The organism is Paludibaculum fermentans (assembly GCF_015277775.1).
Taxonomy (GTDB): Bacteria; Acidobacteriota; Terriglobia; order Bryobacterales; family Bryobacteraceae; genus Paludibaculum; species Paludibaculum fermentans.
Window position 1 is genome coordinate 9,396,423 of sequence record NZ_CP063849.1, and the last position, 21,706, is coordinate 9,418,128.

A 21,706-nucleotide genomic window follows, 5' to 3' on the forward strand; every position below is an offset into this window, starting at 1 on the left:
CCACTATGTCAGACACCACTGGGTTCATGTCTCTGGCGGAAGCTTTCTCACTGGAAGGCGAAGTCGCGTTAATCACAGGAGGCGCCACCGGCCTGGGCCGGGCGATGGCGCACGCACTGGTGGCGGCGGGGGCCCAGGTGATCCTCGTCGGGCGCCGCAAGGAGAATCTGGAGGCGGCGGCCCAGGAACTGGGACCGAAGGCCGGCTACGCCGTTCACGACATCGCGGAGACCAGCCGCGCGGGTGAACTGGTGGCCGATGTGAAGGCACGGTATGGCGACGTTTCGATTCTGATCAACAACGCCGGCAACCATTTCAAGAAGTCGATTGAAGAGACCGAAGAGGCGGAGTTCCGGCAGTTGATGGACACGCACGTCACGGGCGCGTACACGCTCACCAGGGCGGTGGTGCCAGGAATGGTGGAGCGTGGGCGCGGCAACATTCTTTTCACGGCGTCGATGACTTCGTTCTTCGGCGTGCCGCGCGTGTTTGCGTATACGACGGCAAAGTCGGCGTACTTGGGCATGGTGCGCTCGCTGGCGGTAGACCTGTCTCCGAAGGGGATCCGCGTGAACGGAGTGGCTCCGGGGTTTATCGAGACGGACATTTCGAGAAAGGCGATGGCGGGTGATCCGGCGCGGAAGCAGAAGGTGCTGGACCGGACTCCGCTGGGGCGATTTGGTCTGCCGGAAGACATCGGCTGGGCGGCCGTGTATCTTTGTTCCCCGGCGGCCCGGTTTGTAAATGGTGTCGTTCTGCCGGTGGATGGAGGTATGCTGGTCGGTTTCTGATGCTCAACCGACGCAGTTTTCTCTTTTCGTCCGCAGCCGTACTTCTGAAGGGCGAGCCGGTGAAGATCCGGGCGATCACCAAGGCGCCTGGTTTTCACTGGTTCGGCTATTACGACAAGCTGCAGTTCGATCCGGCGTCGCGGCGCGTGCTGGGGATGCAGGTGGACTTTGAACACCGCTCCCCACGGCCTGACGATGTGATCCAGTTGGGGGTCATCGATACGGGGAATGGCGACCAGTGGAAGACGATCGGCGAGACGAGGGCGTGGAACTGGCAGCAGGGGGCGATGCTGCAGTGGCTGCCGGGTTCGCGCGATGAGGTGATCTGGAACGATCGCGTGGACGGGCGGTTTGTGTCGAAGGTCCACAATCTGAAGACGGGCCGGACGCGGCAACTGCCCGCGCCGGTCTATACGCTGAGCCCGGATGGGAAGACTGCGATCTACCCCGATTTCCGGCGGCTGAACGACTGCAGGCCGGGGTACGGTTATGCGGGGCTGCCGGATCCGAACAAGGACAAACTGGTTCCGGAGGATGCGGGCATCTGGCGCATGGACCTGGCATCGGGCCGCAATGAGCTGTTGATTCCGTTCTCAGAAGCCGCGCGCATTCCGTATCCAGGCGGGTATTCGAACGGCGCGAAGCACTGGTTCAACCACCTGCTGTACAACACCGACGGGTCGCGGTTCATCTTCCTGCACCGGTGGCGCGGCGACAAGGAAGGGACGGGCTTCTCCACGCGGATGTTCACGGCGAACCGCGAGGGGAAGGAGTTGTTCATCCTGGATCCTCACGGGAAGACCTCTCACTTCATCTGGCGCGACCCGGATCATGTGCTGGCCTGGGCGTGGCATCCCTCGAAGGGCGAGAAGTTCTATCTGTACAAAGATAGGACGGAGCAGGTGGAGTGTATTGGTCCTGACGTCATGACCGTGAACGGCCACTGCACGTATCTGCCGGGTGGGCGGTACATCCTCAACGATACCTATCCTGACAAGCAGCGCAACCAGAACGTCTTTCTGTATGAACTGGCGACAGGCAAGAAGGTGCCGCTCGGCAGTTTCCCCGCGCCCAAGGAGTATGTGGGCGAATGGCGCTGCGACACCCATCCCCGGTATAGCCCGGATGGCCGCAAGGTGGTGATCGATTCCGCCCATGGCGGGACCGGCCGGCAGATGTATCTGATTGACCTGGCCTGATTATTTTGGATCAGGCAGGATAGCGCCAAAGAAACTGAGGAACTCGTCGCTGCCCCAGAGGCCGATGAGGGTATGGTAGCCGTCGCGCCGCTCCAGTTTGGCTTCGAATTCGTCCCCGAAGGCCTCTGATTTGGAGTAGAAGACGCCGTCTTCCTGGCGTTTGAGTTCAACGCCCCATTCCTCTTCGGGGCGGCCTTCTACCGGCCACACGAGATAGACACGCTCGTCGCTGAGCTCGAAGCTCGCCAACTCCTGCCGGTTCCAGCGCGAGGCGGTTGCGGTGGCATCCGGGAAGTCGTCGGAGTAAAAAACGACTGGCTTGTCGAGGTCGTTGAGCCAGCCGGCTTCGAATCCGGCGGCGAGGAAGCGCAGCCGCAACTCATCCACCGGGCGGGTGGGGCTATCGGGGGCGGGCACCTCTTCGGGTAGAGCGGCGAGTTCCTCGCCTAAGGCGATCTGGTCGGCGCTGGGGCTGAAGTTGATGTTTTCGATGGGCTGATGGAACTCGCGGTCCTCCCAGCCAGTTTCGTCCCCTGTCCACTCGATCGAGGTCTCCTGGGGGACGTTGTCGTAGTTGCCCAAGGTGGCGACGAAGCTCCATTCGCCTTCGTGCCGCACCACCCGGCCGAAGTAGAGGCGCGGGCTGAGGGCGGGATCCGAGTAGACGGTAGGGTTTCTCTTGTACTGAATGGTGAGGGCTGAGCCGATGGCGGGCAGTTCCATAAAAAACACTCCACGAGAACTATCAGGGCTCTTCCATTCTAGAAACTCCGGAAGCCGGGCAGGGTAGGAGACTGCTCCAGAAATCCGCCATGTCCTGGGCGAGTGGAGCTTCAAATACCAAGGGGCCTGATTCCAGCTCGAAAGTCAGCGCGGCCGCGTGTAGAGCGTGCCGGTGGAAGGGCAGGGCGGCCTGCAGGTGTTCATCGAAGCCGTGATCGATGAAGCGGAGGAAGAGCGTTTCGTCGGGGCCGTAGAGTTTGTCTCCGGCGACCGGATGGCCGATGTGGGCCGCATGGACGCGGATCTGGTGGAGACGGCCCGTCGTTGGGCGCACGCGGGTGAGAGTGTAGCCTCCAGACTGTTCCAGGGGTTCAAACCGGGTGTGCGCCTGCTGGCCGCCTGGGGTTACCGCTCGCTTCAGGCGAACGACCGAATCCGTTGAGATGGCCAGGGGTTGGTCCACCTCGATTGGAGCGTCGAGGCTGCCTTCGAGAATGGCTAGATAGCTTTTTCGCACCTGTCCGTTCTGGATGGCCCTTTGCAGGCGGGAGCCGAGGTCATGATCGCGGGCCAGCAACATCACCCCGCTGGTTTCGCGGTCCAGGCGGGAGGGCATGTGCAGGACCTCGGCGGATAAGTACTCGCGGCAGGCGCCGACCAGGCTTGACCATGGGCCGTGCTTTGAAGGGTGGCAGAGAACGTGGCCTGGCTTGTTGATGACAAGGAGATGCTCATCCTGGGACAGAATCCAGGATTCGAGTTCTTCAGGCGTGATCAACCAGCCCCAGGCAGTCCTTGGCATCCATTTCAGTGTGCTGGTTGGCCGGGGGCGGCAGCAAGCAATACTCCGCAATCACCAGGCTCAGAGGTGGAATGCTTCGGCACCCCGGGCGCCTGTGACGGGCCAAATCTCCGGCGCCTTCTGCGTGGAACGGCTGTAGGAGTCGATGACCGAAGCGCGGAAGGCGCTGGTTTGGGCGGCGTCCACGAGGGCTACCATACAGCCTCCGAAGCCGGCTCCGGCCTGTCTGGCGCCGAGAACACCTGGAGCGCCCAGCATGCAGGCCATCATTGTTTCCATGGCCGGGGAGACGATCTCGTAAAGGTCCTTTGCTCCGGCAAAGGATCCTGCACAAAGCGCGGCGACGGCCTTCCGGTCGTCTCCGGACAAGGCCTGGGCCAGGAGCTCCACTCGCGCACTTTCGGCGACGATGAACTCGCAACGCCTGGCCACGGTGTCGCTGAGTTGGTGGCGTCCGGCCGCGAGATCCCCGGGTGCGAGATCGCGCAGGGCCTTTACGCCGAGGATGGCCGCGCCCTGTTCGCACTCGGCCCGGCGCTGGGCGTACTCGCCACCCGACAGACGGCGGCGGCTCATGGTGTTGCAGATGACGACGTGGATGTTCTCGGCGATGTGCACGGTGCGCGTGGACAGATTGCGGCAGTCGAGCAGCAGGGCGCAGCCGTCCAGGCCCAGGCAGGCGGAGTACTGGTCGAGGATCCCGCAGTTCACACCAGCGAACTCGTTTTCGGCCCGCTGGCAGAGCTGGGCTTTGCGTTGCGGCAGCAATCGCCAGCCGCCAAGCGCCTCGAACACAGTGGCCAGGGCGCATTCCAGTGCGGCTGAGGAGCTCAAGCCGCTCTCCAGAGGTACGGTGCTGTGGACGATTGCGTCGCAACCTTTGAGAGCCAGGCCTTCCTGCCGCAGGATCGCGGGAACGCCGCGAATGTAGTTGCGCCACTTGGCATCGTCGGCCCGGTCAATCTGGCCGAGGTGGAACTCATCCGCGGCGCTGAGGTTCATCGATCGCATGCGGACGAGGTCGTCTTCGCGGGGCCTTGCGGCGATCCAGGTGTCCTTGCTGATGGGGAGGGTGAGTACGAAGCCGAGGTTGTAGTCGGTATGGCTGCCCATGAGGTCGACGCGGCCTGGCGCGCGAGCCCAGAGGGCGGGTTCCCCGCCGAACTCCTGCCGGAACTGCTCTGTGATGCGCCGGGCGCGGGCGCGCGAATCGACGGTCCATTCAACGGACTGCAGTGTTGAGAGCATTGAGCATCGCCTCCACGTTCACTGTTGGGATGTCGGACTGCATGCGATGAGAAGCGCCCAGGATCAGGCCAGTGCCGTCGGGCGCCAGGTTGCGGGCGCAGGCCAGAGTCGCGGCTTGAACTTCTTCCGGAGTTCCGTTGGGCAGCACGCCCTGGGTGGAGACGCCGCCGTAGAAGCTGAGCTTAGCGCCATACTCGCGGTAGAGCCAGACATGGTCGAGAACCTCGGGCTGGACGGGGTTCAGGGTGGTGAGTCCAATCTCGATGAGGTCCGGCAGAATGGCGCGGATGTCGCCGTCGGAGTGCAGGATTACGGGCAGCCCTGCGTCGGTGAACACCGCGAACATCTGCGCCAGGCGGGGTTTGAACAACTTCCGCCACATGCGTGGGGAGAACAGCATGGAGCGTTGCGCTCCGTAATCGTCGCCGAAGTAGCCGCCATGGACCCCGGCCGCTACAAATCTCTTCGCGAGAACGCATTGGATCGCTGTGATGCGGTCGAGGAGGTCCTCCACCCATTCCGTCCGGTCGATCATGTCCATCAGGAATGCATCGAAGCCACGGAGAGACCATGCTCTTTCAAAGAGGCACATGCCGAGATTGGGGGCGATGAACTGTTCGCCGCCGAAACGTTGGATAGTTCGCGCAGCTGCATCGAGCAACGATTGTTGGGTCGGGTCGGGCCACCGGAAGGCATCGAGGTCCAGCGCCTCATGCAAAGGGGCAAAGGAATGCCAATAGCCTTCTGTTCGTGTGTCCCAGCCGGCGCCCCACCAGTCGAATTCGATCGAGCCGTCGTCGTTGATGGAACGGGTGTGGCTGATGTCCACACGCAGCAGGTGGTTGTCCAACCGCTCAGCCAGGGAAGCCTCGTCCGTTTGAAAGTGGCCGGCGAGGGTCCGCGCCATCACCTTGGTGTAGTTGGACTGAGTGGGGAGACGATCGACGGGCTCGCGGTGAAGGGCGCGCTGCACCCTCTCTTTTCGCGTCAGCGCGGAGGAATTCACTGACGCGGTACTAGCAGTCTGTTTATCCGATTTTGCAGGTGTCAAATCAGTTGCTCTCTGTAGTTCCACGCGAGCCTACCAGAAGATCAGGTTGAGGATGAGGAAGAAGACGGCGACCACGATCGCCGCAAAAATCGACCGGCGGTAGAACGGGACTCCCGCCTCGGTGGGCATGTCCGACAGGCCGTAAACGAGACCCTGCAGTTCCGATTCCGGCTTGGGTTTCGTGGCTAGGCTGACGATCACCGTGACGATCATGCACACCAGCCAGGACCAGATGAAGCGGTAGAGGTTTTCGGCCATGGGTTGCGCGTCAGCGGAGAGTGCCAGGATGGCGAGCGCGGCAGGATTCACCTTAACGACCAGCCAGAGCAGGATGGAGGACGAGGTTCCGGCCAACAGACCCCAGAAGCCTCCGGCGGGTGTGGCCCGCTTCCACAACATCCCAAGGATTACGGTGCCGAACAGGGGAATAATGAAGAATCCGAACAGTGCCTGGACATAATCCATGATGCTGGCGAACTGCATGACCAGGTAGGCCGCGCCAATGCTGGCTGCGAGCCCGACGACCGTGCACCAGCGGCCCACGCTGAGGCACTTCGCATCATCCGCCAGGCGGTTGAACACCGGCTTGTGGATGTCATAGGTCCAAACTGTGGCGAATGCGCTGATGTTGCCCGCCATGCCGGACATGAATCCGGCGATCAGGGCGGTGACCCCGATGCCGAGGAATCCGGGGCCCAGGTAACGGGCCATCATCAGCGGCATCACTTCATTGAAGCTGTGGCCGCCGGTTCTCAGGGCCTCGGCCTCGCCAGTCAGGCGCATGGGCAGCACTGCCAGGCCCAGCAAGCCGGGCAGGATCACGATGGCGGGCAAGAGCATCTTGAACGCCGCGCCAATGGTGGTAGCGATTCTCGCGGCTCGGAGGTCCTTCGCTGCCATGACACGTTGGACTACCAGGAAGTCGGTCGTCCAGTAGCCGAAGGCTCCGATGAAGCCCAGTCCAAAGACAATTCCGGTCCAATGGACGCCCATCGGGTTGTCGGCCGCGGCGCCCATGTTTCGCCAGATGTGGGTGTAGTCCTGCGTGGGGGCACGCTGCGCGATGCGAGCGACCATGCCGCTCCAGCCGCCCGTCTCGATGAGCCCGAATACTGGAATGGCGAGCGTTCCAGCCCAGATCAGTACGAACTGAACGACTTCGTTGACGATGGCGGACAGGAGCCCGCCGAGCGCTACGTAGACACCCACCGTGATCGTGGAGACCAGGATGCTGAAGTGGATGTCCCATCCCAGAATCACCTTCATCACCACGGCCATGGAGTACATATTGATGCCGCTCATCAGCACCGTCATGACCGCGAACGAGACGGCGGAGAGGCGTCGCGAGCCTTCGCCGTAGCGCAGCATCAGGTAGCCAGGCACCGAGTGGGCCTTCGAGACGTAGTAGAACGGGATCATGACGAGGCCGAGGAACAGCATTGCCGGCACGGCGCCAATCCAATACCAGTGCACGGCCAGCATCCCATACTGATAGGCCGAGGCTGACCAGCCCAGCAGTTCCAGCGTGCCAAGGTTCGCGGCGACGAAGCTCAGCCCCGCCACCCACGCGCCCACGCCCTTACCGGCGAAGAAGAAGTCGTCGCTCGCCTTGATGCGGCGTTTCAGGTAGACGCCGATGGCCAGCACGAGCAGGAAGTAGAGGCAGATCACCGCGAGGTCGGCGGTCGAGAGGCTGATCAGGCTGGATGCTGGAGTGGCTGGGGCCGCGGTCATTCCGGCCTCCGCCGCGGTTGCGGCCGCGAACAGGCGAATGGCTCTCCGGGAGTGAACCCGATATCGGTTAAGGACGGAGTTCAACGCGTTTCTCCGGTACTCTGGAAAACGTTTTCCACGCAAAAACTATCAGTTGGAAAGGGTAACTGTCAATAGCCGCAATTTGCTGGAAAACGATTGCCCGGCCTGGTTCGCCGTGTTAGTTTGAGACTTGAATGGGCATCCGAGAGGTGGCGAGACGTGCTGGCGTTTCCGTCGCGACCGTGTCGCGCACTGTGAACGGCGTGCGATCCGTCAGCCCGGCCATCGCGGCCAAGGTGTGGAGCGCCGTCCACGCGGTTGGCTACGTGCCGAATACGCAAGCCCGCGCGTTGGTCTCCGGCCGCAGCCGCATTCTCGGACTGATTGTCTCCGACATCACCAACCCGTTCTACCCCGAGCTGATTCAGGGGTTCGAACAGTTCGCCGTGCAGGCCGGGTACGACGTCCTGTTGGGCGCCACCAACTACGATCCGGCCATCATGGCGACCACCGTCCGGCGGATGATCGAGCGGAAGGTGGAGGGTGTGGCGGTGATGACCTCCGAGATCGAACCGTCGTTGATGGAACAACTCACCGGCCGGAGGATCCCCCTGGTGTTCGTCGACATCGGTCCGCCCGGTCTCCGGATCGGCAACATCCAGGTGAACTACGAGGCGGGTGTCCGGCAGGCAGTCCAGCATTTATACCGTTTGGGGCACCGCCGCCTGGCGTTCATCGGCGGACCCAGCGACCTCAAATCCGCGCAACTCCGCCGGGACGCGTTCGTGCGCTGTACCTCCGCGCCAGAATGGATGGCTGCGCGTCCCTTGCTGCTGGCCGGCGACCACAAGCTGGAAGGCGGCTTCGAGGCGGTCCAGCGGCTTCTGAGCGCTCCGGTCCGGCCGACGGCGGTATTCTGTTCGAACGATCTGACGGCGATGGGCGTATTGCGGGGGCTGGACGTAGAAGGGCTCCGCGCCCCGCGGGACCTGTCAGTGGTCGGCTTCGATGACATTCACATGGCGGAGTACACGATTCCACCACTAACCACGGTGCGATTGCCCCGGTTGGACCTGGCACGCCAGGCATTCCAGAGCCTGATGGCTGGGCTAGAAGAAACTTCGGCGCCGGGCAGCGGGCTGACTCCCATTGAGACCAGCCTGATCGTGCGCGGCTCCACCGCGCGGGTTGAACCTGCGGCCTCTTAGCCCGTTGTCCTCCACTTGACGGCCTACTCGAGTTCCTCTAGCGCCACCTTGTCCATATCGTCGAAGTCCTGATTTTCCCCGGCCATGGCCCAGACGAAACGATAGTTGCTCGTGCCCGCGCCGGCGTGGATGGACCAGGATGGGGACAGCACTGCCTCGCGGTCGCGCACGATTAGGCTCTTGGTTCTTTCGGGTTCGCCCATGAGATGAACCACCATCTGATCCTCAAGCCCAAGATACAGATAGATTTCCGTGCGGCGCGAGTGGGTATGCGGAGGCATCGTGTTCCAGACGGATCCTTCCTCCAACTCCGTGAAGCCCATCACCAACTGGCAACTGGGGATGCCCGCGGGATGGATCGCCTTGTAGATGCAGCGGCGCGACGCATGCTGCGTATCACCCAGCGGGGATGCCTGCATGGCGGCCCGGCTGACCAGCGCCGGTGGATAGGATTTGTGCGCAGGCGCGCTGACGAGGTACAGTGCCGCCTCCCCTCCGTCTCGAGACTCCAGGAATTCGACGTCTTTTGTTCCAGCGCCGGCGTAGAGCGCGTCCATCGGGCCGAGTTCATACTCGTGCCCATCCACCCGGACCACTGCTGGGCCGCCTACATTGATGACGCCTAATTCACGGCGGGCCAGAAACGGACCGCCACCCAATTCCTTGAGCGATGGCAACCGTAGCGAGGGCGTGGGCATGGCCCCGCCGATGACCAGACGGTCCAGGTCTGAAATGGCCAGGCGCAGTTCGCCAGGCTCGAACAAACCCTCCACCAGGTAACTTCCTCTCAATTCGGCCGGTGTGAGTTGTTCTGTCTCTTCCCGGCCGGGCATTGTGTACGTTTGAACGCTTGTCATTCCGCCATTACCTCTGCTGCGTTGTCTCACTCTTGATACTCGCTCATCGTTCGCCAAGTATCACGGATGTTCCGCGGGCTCTGATAGAATTGCGCCGGGTTCGTGTGGTGCGCACGGCGGGCGGCCCTCTGTCCTTGGGCGCGTTTGAAGGCGCTGTTCCGGCTGCCGGCGTGACACCTGCACATGGCCCGCCGTAGAGAGCGCGCACCATGACTCCAGACGTTCGATATCCCGATCAATCCGCAACGCAGCCTGATTCCGAGACGCCGTCCACCTGCCTGCCTGGAACGCGGTTGATCCGCGGCGCGGCCCTTTTGCTGCTTGTGGCCTTCCTCGCCCCTGCCGCCGAGTTTCACATTTCGCCGAAAGGGAGTGACCGCAACAGCGGGACCTCTTCGAGTCCGTTCAAGACCATCTCAGCCGCCGCTGCTGTGGCGCAACCTGGGGATGTCATCACGGTGCATGAGGGGATCTACCGGGAGAGAGTCACACCTCCGCGCGGCGGCACGTCCGAATCGAAGCGAATTGTCTATCAGGCTGCTGCCGGTGAAAAGGTGACTATTACCGGAGCCGAGGTGATTCGGGGGTGGAAGTTGATCCAGCCTGGTGTTTGGAAGGTGACAATTCCTAATACCTACTTCGGCTCCTATAACCCATATAAGGATCTGATAGTCGGCGACTGGTTCACCGGCAAAGGCCGGCCGCACCATACCGGCGAGGTGTACCTGAACGGCAAGTCCTTATGGGAGACCCATCTGCTGGAGCGCGTGCTCAGCCCCCAGGTCTTTCCGGACGGCCGCGATCAGGAGGGCTCCACCTGGACCTGGTTCACTGAGTCCGACGACGTCAATACCAGCCTCTACGCCAACTTCCACGACCGGAATCCTAACGAGGAACTGGTGGAGATCAATGTCCGCGACAGTTGTTTCTACCCCGCGCAGCCTGGCCGCGATTACATCACCGTGCGCGGATTTCACCTGAAACAGGCCGCCACCCAATGGGCGGCGCCCACGGCCGAGCAGATCGGCCTGATTGGAACGCATTGGAGCAAGGGCTGGATCATCGAGAACAACGTGATCAGCGATTCCAAGTGCTCGTGTGTCACGTTGGGCAAGGATCGCAAGACCGGGCACAACGTGTGGATGAACGATCCCAGCAGGGACGGCGCGATCCACTACAACGAGGTGATCGTCCGGGCCCTGGCGATTGGTTGGTCGCGTGAGAAGATTGGCTCGCACGTGGTCCGGAACAACACCATCTTCAACTGCGAACAGGCGGGAATTGCCGGTAGCCTGGGTGCGATCTACAGCCAGATCCTCAACAATCACATCTACAATGTCTGGGCCAAGCGCCAGTTCACCGGTGCGGAGATGGGTGGGATCAAGCTGCATGCGGCCATCGATGTAGTGATCAAGGGGAATCGAATCCACAACGCGGGCCGCGGCTTATGGCTCGATTGGATGGCGCAGGGCACGCGCGTTACGGGCAACTTGTTCTACGACAATACGACCGACGACATCTTCGTCGAGGTCGATCATGGGCCGTTTGTGATAGACAACAATGTGCTGCTCTCCGAGGTCAGCCTGCGGGACTGGTCGGAGGGTGGCGCCTATGCACACAACCTGATGGCGGGCCGCGTCAGCAGTAGTCCGGAACTCAGCAGGTCGACGCCTTACCATCGTGCGCACTCCACAGCCCTGGCCGGGCTTCGCAACATCAAAGGCGGCGACGATCGTTTCTACAACAATATCTTCATTGGCGGAGCCCAACCCGCCCAGGCCGAGAGCCGCAGTCCTGCCGCCGCCCGACGCTTCGATGGATACGGATTGTGGGTCTATGACACCCGCGAGGCGAACCTGCAGGCAGGTGGGAATGTGTATTACAACGGGGCCAAGCCGTACGGCCTGGAGGCTGCGCCGACAGTCGACGCAGGCAATCCAAAGCCGGTCATCGTGGAGCAGGGAGGCCATGGCTATCTGGTACTCCATCTCGGACCTGAAGTGGCCCAGGCAGGGACACAACGGGTCACCACAGCCCTGCTGGGCAAAGCCAGGATTCCAAACCTCGCGTTTGAGAAGGCCGACGGGTCGGAGCTCTTGCTGAGCACCGACTTCGCCGGCAAGCGCCGCAGTGACTCAACGCCTACGCCGGGGCCCTTTGAGACTCCCGGCCAAGGAGAAGTGAAGATTCGAATCTGGTGAAGACGGCGCGCGGCTTAGCGGGCCACGGCCAGTTTCTCGTAGAGAATCAGCGCCGAGCCAGGCCGAGCCGTCAGTGTCACTGGCAGTCCTCCCTGCGTCAACTCCGCTCCAGTAACTACGGTGGACCGCGCCGTATCCAGGTTCGTGACCTTGTAGCGCGCACCCGCCTCGACTCCGCGTAGGCGGAACTTTGCCAGTTCGAAGGCATTGTCCGCGCGGCGGAACGCGTGGATCACTCCATCGCCGCGCTCCGGTCTGTTGAATTGCCAGGCGAGCCAGCCGGACTTCTCAGTCGTATACGGGGTCAGCGGGTAGAAGTCAGCAGCATAGAACTCCGACACGCGCTGCCACTGGGCCAGCAGTGACTTCATTCTCGGAAGGCCGTTCTCGTAGCGTTCCGCGACCATGCCGATGGAGAGCGCCGGCGTCATCTGGCTGCGGAAGATATAGGGATCCAGGGAGTTGAACGCCGAGCCAAAGTACGGAATCCACAAAGCCATGCCGTAGGTGAACTGCTGCATGGGCTCCGGGTCGTATGCAAAGTCGCTACGCCACAACGGAACGGAGCGGCGCAGGGTTTCCAGATCGTCCCGCCGTCCGCCCGAAGCGCAGTTGTCCAAAATCATTTCCGGAAACCGGCGGTGCAACTCGTCGAGGTAAGCCAGGTACCCCGCCACGTACTTGTTCTCGGTGATGCCCTGCCGGTCTTCAGTGTCGGCATTGCGCCACAGCTGCAGAGGCTCGAAATTGAAATCCTGACGGTAGAGGTCGATGCCTTGCGTCCTGATCAGGTTACTGACGTGTTCGGTCACCCAGTGCAGGGCGTCGGGATTCCCAAGATTCAGAAGCTTGTCCTTGCCATCAGGACCCAGCAGCCACTCGGGGTGGTTCTTGTGGAGCCAGGTCCCGTCGGTCACGCGCTCGGGTTCAAACCAGACGATGATCTTCGTGCCGCGCTTGTGAGCAGCCTCGGAGATCGGTACGAAGCCGCGTGGAAACCGGGCCGGGTCCACCTCCCACGTGCCGGTCTTGTACCAGCCTTGCTGATATGGGTACCAACCCGCATCCATCCACCAGTAATCCAGCTTCAGCCCTGCATCGAGGGCGCGATTCAGGTAGAGGACCTGGTTGGCTTCATTGGCTTCCTGCATCTCTACGGTCTGCCGCGAGCTGCCGCTGGAGAGCATCGGTGGAGGAAGTTTCCCTCCTGGGCGCGGCAGATTGTGGTCCAGCATCCAGCGCCGCCACACATTCTGCGCATCAATCCAATCGCCGCCGCGCCAGAACTGGAGTACAACCAGGGGCGTGCGAATCTCCTCACCGGGCAGCAGGCGCAGGTGTGTCAGCTCCTGGCCGCTGCGGACTCGCACCTTCGTCGCCTTGTCGCGCACGAACTCTGCGGACCACTGGGCTGGCCACCCCACCGTGACAATGGCCCCTCCACCGGCCCACTCGAGATTGAAATTGCCCAGGTCCGTGTCCGTCGGCCGGCCGCCCCGGGCCACGAAGGCCTTTCGCGAACCAGGCGCCAGCACAGTCTCCAGGGGCCGGAAGTCAGTGGGCGAATTCGGGCTGCCGATGCTGTGATGGAGCTGGAATTCACCTTCAGGCGTGCGCTCCAATTGGGTGTCGATGGCTTGGATGTCTTCCAGAATGGGAGTTGGCTGCGTGCCGGTGTTCCTGAAATAGACTGTCCACTCGACGGTGGGATAGTCGGCATAAGCCACTGCTTCCGCGCGCGCCTGCAGGCCCGATGCGGCATCCGTATAAGTGACACGGATCCTGGTCCTATTGGCATCTATGGCCCGGCTTTCCCGTTCCACCTTCCACTGGCCGAGAAACTCCGCGGAGGGCCGTCCGCCGTAGCGGAAGGAGAACGGCGCTTCGACGGCATAGGGCGCCGGCAGCGGCCCGGCAGGCAGATCAGCGAGCCAGACTACGGAACCGTCAGCCATGGTGACGCGCGCCTCCGCCCAGTCCAGTTGGTCCCACTCCCCCTGATAGGTCCGCAGCCGGTTGCCCACGGCTGCCAGTTTTAAGCGGAATTCGGTGGCGCCGCCCAGTTCTGTATGGATAGCGACTCCGGGCATGCCCTCCTTCAGGGTCCCGGACTGAAAAACCTGGCGGCTGCCGCATTCTACGGAGGCCACTACGCTGCCGCGTCCGGCATTGTCGTAGTAGCCCAGGTCGTTACTATCCACGCCAGCTATTGCGTCAAAGGATTTGGCGGGCGCTGCCAACTGGACAACGATCTCGCCGGGTGACGGCATGGCGATGCCGCGTTCGTATTTCTTGCCGGCGATGAGCATTTTCCGGTCCCGGCGGCCATTGCGGTCGAACTTGCCCTGCTTGGTCCGGGCGATGAGTTGGGCCTGGACGGGCCGGGCGTCCGGCTGTGCCATAAAGCTGGCCGCGGTCCAATGCCGGGCCTCGAGTAGTGCGGATTTCCGGGATGGGTCCTCCGCGGTGAGCAGGGTGGGAAAGAGAGCAAAGAGGGCGAGTACGGGGTATGAAGTAGAACGAAAGATGCCTTGCATGGAGGTTTAGACCACTATAGACAAAGGGCGGGTCCCAGGTGTAGCGGCCTCGATGCCGCACCGCGTCTGATCGCCATTCGCGCATCCGATCAGCGGGCCGCAAACGGCCGGATGCTGGAGATCTTGCTTACTGTGTCAGATGCCCCTTGGGGCAGGCCGTTCCGATTCTCGGGCAGACGGAAAAAAGGCGAATATACTAGAATGTGATCGGTCACTTATGCGTGTAATGTCGCTGTGCCGGATCGTTCTCTTCTGGTCGTTCTCGGCAAACTTCTTCCTTTTCGGGCAGACATCCAATGCCGAAAAGTTCACTCTTTCAGGCAGTGTTTTGAACAGCGCAACCGGGGAACCCGTCAAGCGTGCCCTGCTGACGCTGAGCCCGATTTACCAAGGTCAGGCTTTGGCGCCCCGGGAGCTTACGCCCAGCCCGGTTTTCTCGGACCCGGGCGGGGCATTTTCCTTTGCAGGTCTCAGTGCCGGCCGTTACCGGATTACAGCCCAGAAACCGCAATATCGTCAGGATCCGGAAGCAGGGACGATTGAACTGGGGCCGTCCCGGGCGAATTTTGAGGTGAAACTGGATCCGCTGGCAACGCTTGAAGGAACCGTACTGGATACCGCGGGCAATCCCATTCAGGCTGTCAGCGTTCAACTCATTCAGGCATCTGTCTTGTCGGGCCGGCGCACCTTTCGGGTGGACCGCTCTGTCTCAACCGACGATCGCGGGCGCTACCGGCTGTGGAACCTGCAGCCCGGGTCGTATTACGTCCGCCTCTCGGGGCGTGCGGGCGGCACCCGAACCTTCATGGGCGAGAACGCTCCGCTAGTCGACTGGCCTCAAGTGGTCGCGCCCATCTACCATGGCCGCGCCGTCGATCGCGCTTCCGCCACGCCACTGGTTCTGGGTCTTGGCCAGCGCGCCACCATTGATTTCAATGAGCCGCTCAAGCCCGCCTTCAAGGTCAAAGGGCTTCTCACTAATTTTGTGCCGCATGCGAAGACAGTCGTCCAGTTGTTGACGCCTGACGGTCAGCCGGTTTCGGCCCGGGTGGCTGTGAACGAAATCAACGGCCGTGTCGAGGTGAATGATGTGACAACCGGCGACTACCTGCTGAGGGCGACGCAAGGCGAAGGCGACGGGCGCCTGCAGGCTGAGGCGGACGTGCGGGTGTCAGCGAGTCATGTGGAAGGTGTGGAACTGCAACTCCAGCGTGGGATCGAAATCCAGGTCTCGCTGAACTGTGACCAGGATAACCAGGCCAGGGATCGTGTGCCCTGTCGGGGATCCATGGAACTTCGGTCAGCCGGCGAATCAAACTACGCCGTGTCCGACGGCGGAGGACGCCTGAAGTTCAGGAACGTGAATCCTGGCGTCTATTCGTGGAGAGCCACGAGTTTTGGGGGCTATGTCGCCGCCGCCTCAATTGGCGCCGAAGCGCTCACTCCCGGGTCCACAATCCATGTGCGTGCAGGGCTTCAGCCGGAAAAGGTGGAACTCGTCGTCCGCTCGGATGGTGGTGTGATCGAGGGAGAAATCAGCCCCGGCATTCGCCAGCCTTCCCTCGGCATCCTGGCGGTTCCCAATTTCGAATCTCTTTCGGGTCCCACAGAAGGTCAATCGCTGCCGGATGGGCGATTTTTCGTGCAGCCATTGGCTCCAGGCGACTACACGGTCTATGCGCACCCCCGATTGAGGGAGATCCCCTATCTGGAGCCTGAGGCTCTGCGCAACCTCACCAATGGTTTCCGCGTGACGGTCACCTCAAAAGGCCGGTCGGAAGTGAAGATCACGGCGGTATCCGAATGAAACGGTTTCTTCTCGTCTTTCTTGCGGCCGCCGTTTGTGCCGGCCAGGACAGGGCCTCTTCTTACACCATCGCCGGTACAGTCACTGATTCAGTTTCGGGGCAGCCATCGGCCCGGGTCCGTGTGGTCCTGGCCCCTGCAGAGCGTCCCACCTCCGAACTGTCGTCGGGAATCACGGCCGGGGACGGACGCTTTCACTTCGAGGTCAGCAAAGGGAAATATCAGCTTCGCGCCGAGCGAAATGGCCTGCCGGGGCAACCGTACGGAGCCGAATCCATTTTTTCCGGTTTTGGCATCGCTATTATTGCGGGACCGGGGCAGAACACGGCGAACATCGTGTTCGCCGTGCATCCGCCATCCACCATCTCCGGCATCGTGCTCGATGAAGCCGGCGATCCGGTGGAGAATGCCATTGTGCAACTGATGTATGTCCAGGTTGTCGCCGGACGAAAGAGCGTCAGTACGCTGGGCTGGGGCAGAACCAACGACTTGGGGGAGTACCGGTTCAGCGGGCTTGCGTCGGGCGAGTACTATATTGCAGTCACGGGCAAGCCCTGGTATGTGTCGAGCCCGCATTCCGCGCCCGATGATCCAGCCTCCGGCAGCGAGATTGTGCGGGCAGCGTTCGTGCCCGCCTTTTATCCGAATACGGCCGATCCTCGCGCTGCTGCTCCCATTGAGGTGAAGCCGGGCCAGGATGCTGTCGCCAGTTTCTCTTTGTTTACGAAGCCGGGCTTTGCGCTGACTGTCGAGTGCGAATCGTGCAGCGGGAAGCAGATGCGCCTGGATCTCATTAGCGAAGGAGTATCGGGCACCCAGGCGTTCCATCGGACCGAGTACATTCGTGGCCGGTCGGTGATGCCCGCGATCTCGCCGGGCATGTACACGGTGAAGATCAGCAATCAGGACATGGGCACCCCCCTCGTGGCCACTGCCACCGCGGACCTGACTGCCGCCGATGCCGAAGTAGTTCTCACTCCACAGGAGAGCGCCCGTGTCTCGGGGCAGGTTACCCTGCAGAACGCCGACCCTCGCCTTCTCAGCCGGATGTTCATATCCCTGCGTAGCGAGGATTTCCGCACACCGAGCTTCAGCCGGGAAATTGCACCCGATGGGACCTTTCAGATCCCGGTGTCCTGGCCCGGCAGGTTTCGTCTCTGGATCACAGGCGTGCCGGGTGTCTTCGCCAGTCGCGTCACCTCGGAAGACAGCGCGTTCCAGAACGGTGTTCTCACCATTGGAGACGGCACTCTGGTGAAACTCAATGTGGTGGCCAGTGGAGGCATGGGGCGGGTGAGCGGTTTCGTTCGTCGCAACGATTCTCCGGCCTCTGGTGTTCTAGTTGTCCTGGCCTCGGCCGCACTGCCTGCTGATCCAGGGTGGTACCTCGGCTTCAAGACGGACAGCGACGGCAGCTTTGACTTCAAAAATGTGCGTCCGGGGGACTACCGGCTGTTTGCCGTCAACAACACCGAACTGGAATATGCCAATCCCGGCGCCATCCGGCCTTATCTCGAAGCGGCCAAACCTCTCCTTGTCGAGATGAACGGCGTTCTCGACGTGGATCTGGAACTGCCCTGATCGGAGCTTCAATGCGCCGCCGGACCCGTCCACACGCAACCGGCCGTGATAGCATCGGCGTGGCGAGAGCCAGATCCAAGGAGTAATAACTATGCAGAGAAAGGCCATGTGGACCGCCGCCGCTTTGTTTGCGGCCTCGGCCATCGTATATGCTCAGGCGCCGCAAACGCCGCCCGTGGTGTCGCCCGAGGTGTCGGCGCAGCGGACAGTGACGTTCCGGCTGATGGCGCCCAAGGCAGAGACCGTGGAATTACAGTGTGGTGACATGCCCGGTCTCACCAGGGGTGCGCTGCCGATGGTCAAAGGCGCGAATGGAGTCTGGGAAGGAACCAGCCCCGTTGTGCCGGCGGGTGCCTACCGCTACCGCTTCCTGGTGAATGGCGTGGCCGCCATGGATCCCCGCAATCCCCTGATGAGCGAGTCCAATACCAATGGCTGGAGCATGGTTGTTGTTTCGGGCGCCGCGTGGGTGGATGCCGCACAGGTTCCGCATGGAGCCGTCGCCGCTGTCACCTATTATTCCAAAGCGCTCAGCCGCAACCGCCGCATGCACGTCTATACGCCGCCCGGTTATGAGCTGGGCAAAGGCAAGTTCCCTATTTTCTATCTTCTACATGGGGCAAGTGACTGCGACGATTCGTGGACATCAGTGGGCCGGGCCGGCTTCATCCTCGACAACCTGATTGCCGCCGGCACTGCAAAACCGATGATCGTTGTCATGCCAGCCGGTCACACCTCGACCTCAATGGGACCCCGCACCGCCGGCGCGCGTGACGAATTCACCGACGACTTCGTGACTGACATCATGCCCTATGTCGAGTCCCACTACCGTGTCCTGAAGGGCCGCCAGAATCGCGCCCTGGCCGGACTCTCCATGGGTGGCGGCCAGACACTCAACATCGGCATGGCCCACCTCGACCAGTTTGGCTACATCGGCGTCTTCAGCTCTGGTGTTTTTGGCCGAGGACCACGGACTGCCGGCTCGACGGCGCCAGTGATTCCTCCTGAATGGGAGACTGAGCGGGCCGCCATGCTCGATAACGCCAAGCTGAAGCCGGGCTTGAAGGTGCTCTGGTTCGCCACCGGGAAGGACGACTTTCTACTGGGGACGACCAAAGCCACGGTCGAGATGCTCAAGAAGCACCACTTTGAGCCTGTCTTCAAGGAAACCGAAGGCGGACACACCTGGCTGAATTGGCGCGACTATTTGAATGAATTCGCTCCGAAGCTGTTCAAGTAGCTCCTATGGGCGCTGGTCCGCCCTTCTGTTCAGAGTGGGCCGTGGGGTCGAATCCCGGCCCGCTCTGAAATATCCTAAATACCTCAGTCGCTTCTGCCGATCATACAAACTATGAGGGATATGAGCGAATGGCCGGGTGATGGATCGGTTGTAACCGCTGAGCAGGTGGCTCAGTTGGACATCAACAACCGGAGTTGGGGCAAGGAACTTCGCACTGCCGCCGCGGAGCTTGTGAATCAGCGGTTGGCCAATCGAATCAGCCGCGAAGACTACACCGTTCGGCGGAGTCGAGGCAAGGCCGATGCGGGTGAGCACCAGCGGCGTGCCGCGGTTCTCGCGTCAAAACTGGTCCGGACATTTTGACCGCTGGACTGCGCCCGAACGCGCTTTCCGTGGCCTCGAGGGTTGAGATGATGGCCGGCCTGGATCCTCGCCAACCCAGCCGAGTATCGACGTACGGTTCATGTGGACCGGAATAAACAGCGAATTGTTTCCCGCACGGACTGCTCCGGCCAGTGCTAAGGTACGAAGTGTGCGGGTGTTCCATGGCCTCCCTCTGTTTCTGCTGCTGATTACTCTGGCCGTTGTCCCCACACTCTCAGCCCCCACAGATTCCCTGGCCCCGCTCATGCTCGCGGCGCACAATACTGTCCGGTCCAAGGTCGGCGTGGCGCCACTCGAATGGTCGCCACAGTTGGAGGCATTGGCCCGGCAGTGGTCCAAGTCATTGGCCGCGAATGGGCAGTTCCGCCATCGCCCGGGTACCAGTTACGGCGAGAACCTCTTTGAGATGACCGGAGATCAGGCCACGCCCCAGTTTGTTGTCGGCAACTGGGCGTCGGAAGCGAAAGACTACAACCTCGAGAGCAACACGTGCCGGCGCGGAGCCCAATGCGGGCACTACACCCAGATTGTGTGGCGCGATTCGAAGCAGGTAGGCTGCGCTGTAGGCCGCCGCGGTCAGCGAGAGGTTTGGGTTTGTTACTACGATCCGCCCGGCAACTGGGAAGGGGAGAAGCCCTACTAGCCTCTGTGCCGCCGCCCCCGGCAGGCGTCTCGAGACGGGGTCCTCCCCTGCAGGCCGCCAGTTCGTTACCTTTTTATGCTCGCCGGGAGCTTCGAAAGCAGCGTCTCAATGCCGGGCGCGCCATCGAAGTCAGAGAATGCGCCCAGTTCCTTCCACTTCTCGTCCTCGGCCGCCCGGCTTGACGCAATGGCTGCCGCCAGATGCTGCGCATCCGAGCCCAGCAGCAGTCGCAGGGGCGGTTCCTCCAACTCCACCAGTTGCAGCAATACTTGGGCCGCCTTCCGCGGATCGCCCATCTGCTGTCCGTCGTAGTGGCGGATGAACTCTGCGTACTGCCCGACGGAGGGCTGGTACTCCTCCCGCACGGCATCGACCTTCATCGACGACCCCGCCCAATCTGTCCGGAACCCGCCTGGTTCTACTATCGTGACCTTGATTCCCAACGGCGCGACCTCCTTCGCCAGAACCTCGGAGAATCCACCGACGGCCCACTTGGCTGACTGATACGCGGCCAGCCCCGGGGAACTGCTCCGTCCACCAATGGAGGAGATCTGGACAATGTGGCCTGACCGCTGGCGCCTCATCTGCGGGAGGGCGGCCCGCGATACGTTCACGACGCCGAAGAAATTGGTCTCCAGCTGGGCGCGGAAGTCCTCCTCGGCCACGTCTTCCACCGCCCCGACATTGCCGTATCCGGCATTGTTTACCACTACATCCAGCCGTCCGAACTCGTCCACAGCGGTCTGCACGGCAGAGCGGGCCATGACCGAATGCGTGACATCCAGAGCCACAGCCCGAACGTTTGTTCCATACTGCTGGACCAGTTCGGCCAGTTGCTGCGGGTCCCTGGCCGTAGCTACCAGGCGATGACCAGCGGCCAGTACGGCTTCCGTGAACGCACGGCCCAACCCGCGGGAACTGCCGGTGATCAGCCATACCTTTGAATTCGACATAAGCGTGTCCTTTCAGATAGTAAGTACCGCGCGGATATCGCGGGTCTCCAGCACCCGCCTGGCGTAGCCAACCCTGGCAACGCGCAGCATCGCGAGCCCCAATTCCTCCGTGGTCAGAACGTAGGAGGGAAGAATGCGTCTCAGTACGGGCAGCAAGGGCCGCAACGCCATATACAAGAATCGGTAGAGCTCCGTTTTTGATCGAGCTCCATGGACCGGCTGGATGAAGCCTGGTCGGAACATGTAGCTGGCGCCGAACGGCAGCCGCATCAGCGCATTCTCGGTTGCGCCCTTCACCCGAGCCCACATAAGGCGGCCCTTTTCCGTACTGTCGGTCCCCGCGCCCGATACGAAGATGAAGGTCATCTGTGGATTGAGGCGGGACAGCGTCCCGGCCGCGGCCATGGCGATGTCATAGGTCACCCTCCGGTACTCCTCTTCCGCCATGCCGGCTGAGGACACGCCGAGACAGAAGAAACACGCGTCAAACCCGCTGAGTTCCTGCTCCAGGCCGGCAAAGTGGAAAAGGTCCGGATGGATCAATTCCCGCAGTTTCCTGTCCTCGGCTCCTGTGGGAGTCCGGCCGATAGTCTGCACAATCTCCACGCCTGGGTCCATCAGAGCGGCGCGCAGAACCCCCTGGCCCACCATTCCTGTCGCGCCAAATATGAGTACTCTCATGACTTTCCCTTTGCCGCTGGTACGGGTCGGAACCCGCAGCCGCTGC

General features: G+C 61.9%; 18 protein-coding genes. 9 read left to right on the forward strand and 9 right to left on the reverse strand.

Translation table 11 applies throughout. From position 1 onward, the window contains the following. The first annotated feature begins 5 nt into the window (after nt 1-5). Both IRI77_RS37295 and IRI77_RS37300 read left to right on the forward strand, forming a co-directional pair. Entirely contained in the window at nt 6-791 is a 786-nt protein-coding gene (locus IRI77_RS37295) for an SDR family NAD(P)-dependent oxidoreductase (protein WP_228486519.1), read from the forward strand. Then, on the forward strand, nt 791-1,990 hold the full coding sequence (locus IRI77_RS37300; protein WP_194449992.1) for a TolB family protein: 1,200 nt from the start codon (nt 791-793) through the stop codon (nt 1,988-1,990). The genes IRI77_RS37295 and IRI77_RS37300 overlap by 1 nt, the downstream gene beginning before the upstream one ends. Here IRI77_RS37300 and IRI77_RS37305 read toward each other — a convergent pair whose 3' ends face one another. The 5 genes from IRI77_RS37305 to IRI77_RS37325 form a co-directional block, all read right to left on the reverse strand. Further along, a complete protein-coding gene (locus IRI77_RS37305) occupies nt 1,991-2,713 on the reverse strand; it encodes a hypothetical protein (protein WP_194449993.1) in 723 nt (240 codons plus the stop codon). A 22-nt stretch (nt 2,714-2,735) separates the two neighbouring features. Further along, on the reverse strand, nt 2,736-3,515 hold the full coding sequence (locus IRI77_RS37310; RefSeq protein ID WP_194449994.1) for an RluA family pseudouridine synthase: 780 nt from the start codon (nt 3,513-3,515) through the stop codon (nt 2,736-2,738). Nucleotides 3,516-3,575: 60 nt separating this feature from the next. Beyond that, a complete protein-coding gene (galK, locus tag IRI77_RS37315) occupies nt 3,576-4,763 on the reverse strand; it encodes a galactokinase (RefSeq protein WP_194449995.1) in 1,188 nt (395 codons plus the stop codon). Beyond that, a complete protein-coding gene (locus tag IRI77_RS37320; protein ID WP_194449996.1) occupies nt 4,738-5,736 on the reverse strand; it encodes a uroporphyrinogen decarboxylase family protein in 999 nt (332 codons plus the stop codon). The genes galK and IRI77_RS37320 overlap by 26 nt, the downstream gene beginning before the upstream one ends. A 108-nt stretch (nt 5,737-5,844) precedes the next feature. Continuing rightward, nucleotides 5,845-7,548, reverse strand: coding sequence for a sodium:solute symporter family protein (locus IRI77_RS37325; protein WP_194449997.1), 1,704 nt, complete (start codon nt 7,546-7,548; stop codon nt 5,845-5,847). 215 nt (nt 7,549-7,763) lie between these two features. Between IRI77_RS37325 and IRI77_RS37330 the strand changes: the two genes are divergently transcribed. Continuing rightward, nucleotides 7,764-8,777, forward strand: coding sequence for a LacI family DNA-binding transcriptional regulator (locus tag IRI77_RS37330; protein ID WP_194449998.1), 1,014 nt, complete (start codon nt 7,764-7,766; stop codon nt 8,775-8,777). A gap of 23 nt (nt 8,778-8,800) precedes the next feature. On the opposite strand, the gene kduI is transcribed toward IRI77_RS37330, so the two are convergent. After that, nucleotides 8,801-9,634: a 5-dehydro-4-deoxy-D-glucuronate isomerase gene (kduI, locus tag IRI77_RS37335; protein ID WP_228486521.1), complete on the reverse strand. Its 834-nt coding sequence runs from the start codon at nt 9,632-9,634 to the stop codon at nt 8,801-8,803. A gap of 209 nt (nt 9,635-9,843) precedes the next feature. Here kduI and IRI77_RS37340 point away from each other — a divergent pair, with 209 nt between their 5' ends. Further along, nucleotides 9,844-11,835 carry a right-handed parallel beta-helix repeat-containing protein gene (locus IRI77_RS37340; protein WP_194449999.1) on the forward strand — a complete coding sequence of 664 codons (1,992 nt, stop codon included), beginning with the start codon at nt 9,844-9,846 and terminating at the stop codon, nt 11,833-11,835. 14 nt (nt 11,836-11,849) lie between these two features. Here the strand turns inward: IRI77_RS37340 and IRI77_RS37345 are convergent, their stop codons facing one another. Next, nucleotides 11,850-14,237 (reverse strand): alpha-galactosidase, encoded by a 2,388-nt coding sequence (locus IRI77_RS37345; protein ID WP_194450000.1) that lies wholly within the window; start codon nt 14,235-14,237, stop codon nt 11,850-11,852. A gap of 352 nt (nt 14,238-14,589) precedes the next feature. Here IRI77_RS37345 and IRI77_RS37350 point away from each other — a divergent pair, with 352 nt between their 5' ends. The 5 genes from IRI77_RS37350 (at nt 14,590) to IRI77_RS37370 (ending at nt 20,026) form a co-directional block, all read left to right on the forward strand. After that, nucleotides 14,590-16,179: an MSCRAMM family protein gene (locus IRI77_RS37350; RefSeq protein ID WP_194450001.1), complete on the forward strand. Its 1,590-nt coding sequence runs from the start codon at nt 14,590-14,592 to the stop codon at nt 16,177-16,179. Then, entirely contained in the window at nt 16,176-17,759 is a 1,584-nt protein-coding gene (locus IRI77_RS37355; RefSeq protein WP_194450002.1) for a carboxypeptidase regulatory-like domain-containing protein, read from the forward strand. The genes IRI77_RS37350 and IRI77_RS37355 overlap by 4 nt, the downstream gene beginning before the upstream one ends. A 91-nt stretch (nt 17,760-17,850) precedes the next feature. Beyond that, nucleotides 17,851-18,999, forward strand: coding sequence for an esterase (locus IRI77_RS37360; protein WP_194450003.1), 1,149 nt, complete (start codon nt 17,851-17,853; stop codon nt 18,997-18,999). A gap of 120 nt (nt 19,000-19,119) precedes the next feature. Then, complete coding sequence (locus IRI77_RS37365) at nt 19,120-19,362, forward strand: hypothetical protein (protein ID WP_194450004.1); 243 nt, start codon at nt 19,120-19,122, stop codon at nt 19,360-19,362. Nucleotides 19,363-19,537: 175 nt separating this feature from the next. Then, a complete protein-coding gene (locus tag IRI77_RS37370) occupies nt 19,538-20,026 on the forward strand; it encodes a CAP domain-containing protein (protein ID WP_194450005.1) in 489 nt (162 codons plus the stop codon). A 65-nt stretch (nt 20,027-20,091) separates the two neighbouring features. On the opposite strand, the gene IRI77_RS37375 is transcribed toward IRI77_RS37370, so the two are convergent. Together IRI77_RS37375 and IRI77_RS37380 are read right to left on the reverse strand one after the other, a co-directional pair. After that, nucleotides 20,092-20,979, reverse strand: coding sequence for an oxidoreductase (locus IRI77_RS37375; RefSeq protein WP_194450006.1), 888 nt, complete (start codon nt 20,977-20,979; stop codon nt 20,092-20,094). Between the two features lie 12 nt (nt 20,980-20,991). Further along, the gene (locus tag IRI77_RS37380; RefSeq protein ID WP_194450007.1) at nt 20,992-21,660 is read right to left on the reverse strand and encodes a Rossmann-fold NAD(P)-binding domain-containing protein; all 669 of its coding nucleotides are present in this window, start codon (nt 21,658-21,660) and stop codon (nt 20,992-20,994) included. Nucleotides 21,661-21,706: the final 46 nt, after the last annotated feature.

Bases quoted from the DNA above. Each gene is read 5' to 3' on its own strand.
- IRI77_RS37295 (WP_228486519.1), top strand. From the start codon at position 6: ATGTCAGACACCACTGGGTTCATGTCTCTGGCGGAAGCTTTCTCACTG.
- IRI77_RS37300 (WP_194449992.1), top strand. From the start codon at position 791: ATGCTCAACCGACGCAGTTTTCTCTTTTCGTCCGCAGCCGTACTTCTG.
- IRI77_RS37305 (WP_194449993.1), bottom strand. From the start codon at position 2,713: ATGGAACTGCCCGCCATCGGCTCAGCCCTCACCATTCAGTACAAGAGA.
- IRI77_RS37310 (WP_194449994.1), bottom strand. From the start codon at position 3,515: ATGCCAAGGACTGCCTGGGGCTGGTTGATCACGCCTGAAGAACTCGAA.
- galK (WP_194449995.1), bottom strand. From the start codon at position 4,763: ATGCTCTCAACACTGCAGTCCGTTGAATGGACCGTCGATTCGCGCGCC.
- IRI77_RS37325 (WP_194449997.1), bottom strand. From the start codon at position 7,548: ATGACCGCGGCCCCAGCCACTCCAGCATCCAGCCTGATCAGCCTCTCG.
- IRI77_RS37330 (WP_194449998.1), top strand. From the start codon at position 7,764: ATGGGCATCCGAGAGGTGGCGAGACGTGCTGGCGTTTCCGTCGCGACC.
- kduI (WP_228486521.1), bottom strand. From the start codon at position 9,634: ATGACAAGCGTTCAAACGTACACAATGCCCGGCCGGGAAGAGACAGAA.
- IRI77_RS37340 (WP_194449999.1), top strand. From the start codon at position 9,844: ATGACTCCAGACGTTCGATATCCCGATCAATCCGCAACGCAGCCTGAT.
- IRI77_RS37345 (WP_194450000.1), bottom strand. From the start codon at position 14,237: ATGGCACAGCCGGACGCCCGGCCCGTCCAGGCCCAACTCATCGCCCGG.
- IRI77_RS37350 (WP_194450001.1), top strand. From the start codon at position 14,590: ATGCGTGTAATGTCGCTGTGCCGGATCGTTCTCTTCTGGTCGTTCTCG.
- IRI77_RS37355 (WP_194450002.1), top strand. From the start codon at position 16,176: ATGAAACGGTTTCTTCTCGTCTTTCTTGCGGCCGCCGTTTGTGCCGGC.
- IRI77_RS37360 (WP_194450003.1), top strand. From the start codon at position 17,851: ATGCAGAGAAAGGCCATGTGGACCGCCGCCGCTTTGTTTGCGGCCTCG.
- IRI77_RS37365 (WP_194450004.1), top strand. From the start codon at position 19,120: ATGAGCGAATGGCCGGGTGATGGATCGGTTGTAACCGCTGAGCAGGTG.
- IRI77_RS37375 (WP_194450006.1), bottom strand. From the start codon at position 20,979: ATGTCGAATTCAAAGGTATGGCTGATCACCGGCAGTTCCCGCGGGTTG.
- IRI77_RS37380 (WP_194450007.1), bottom strand. From the start codon at position 21,660: ATGAGAGTACTCATATTTGGCGCGACAGGAATGGTGGGCCAGGGGGTT.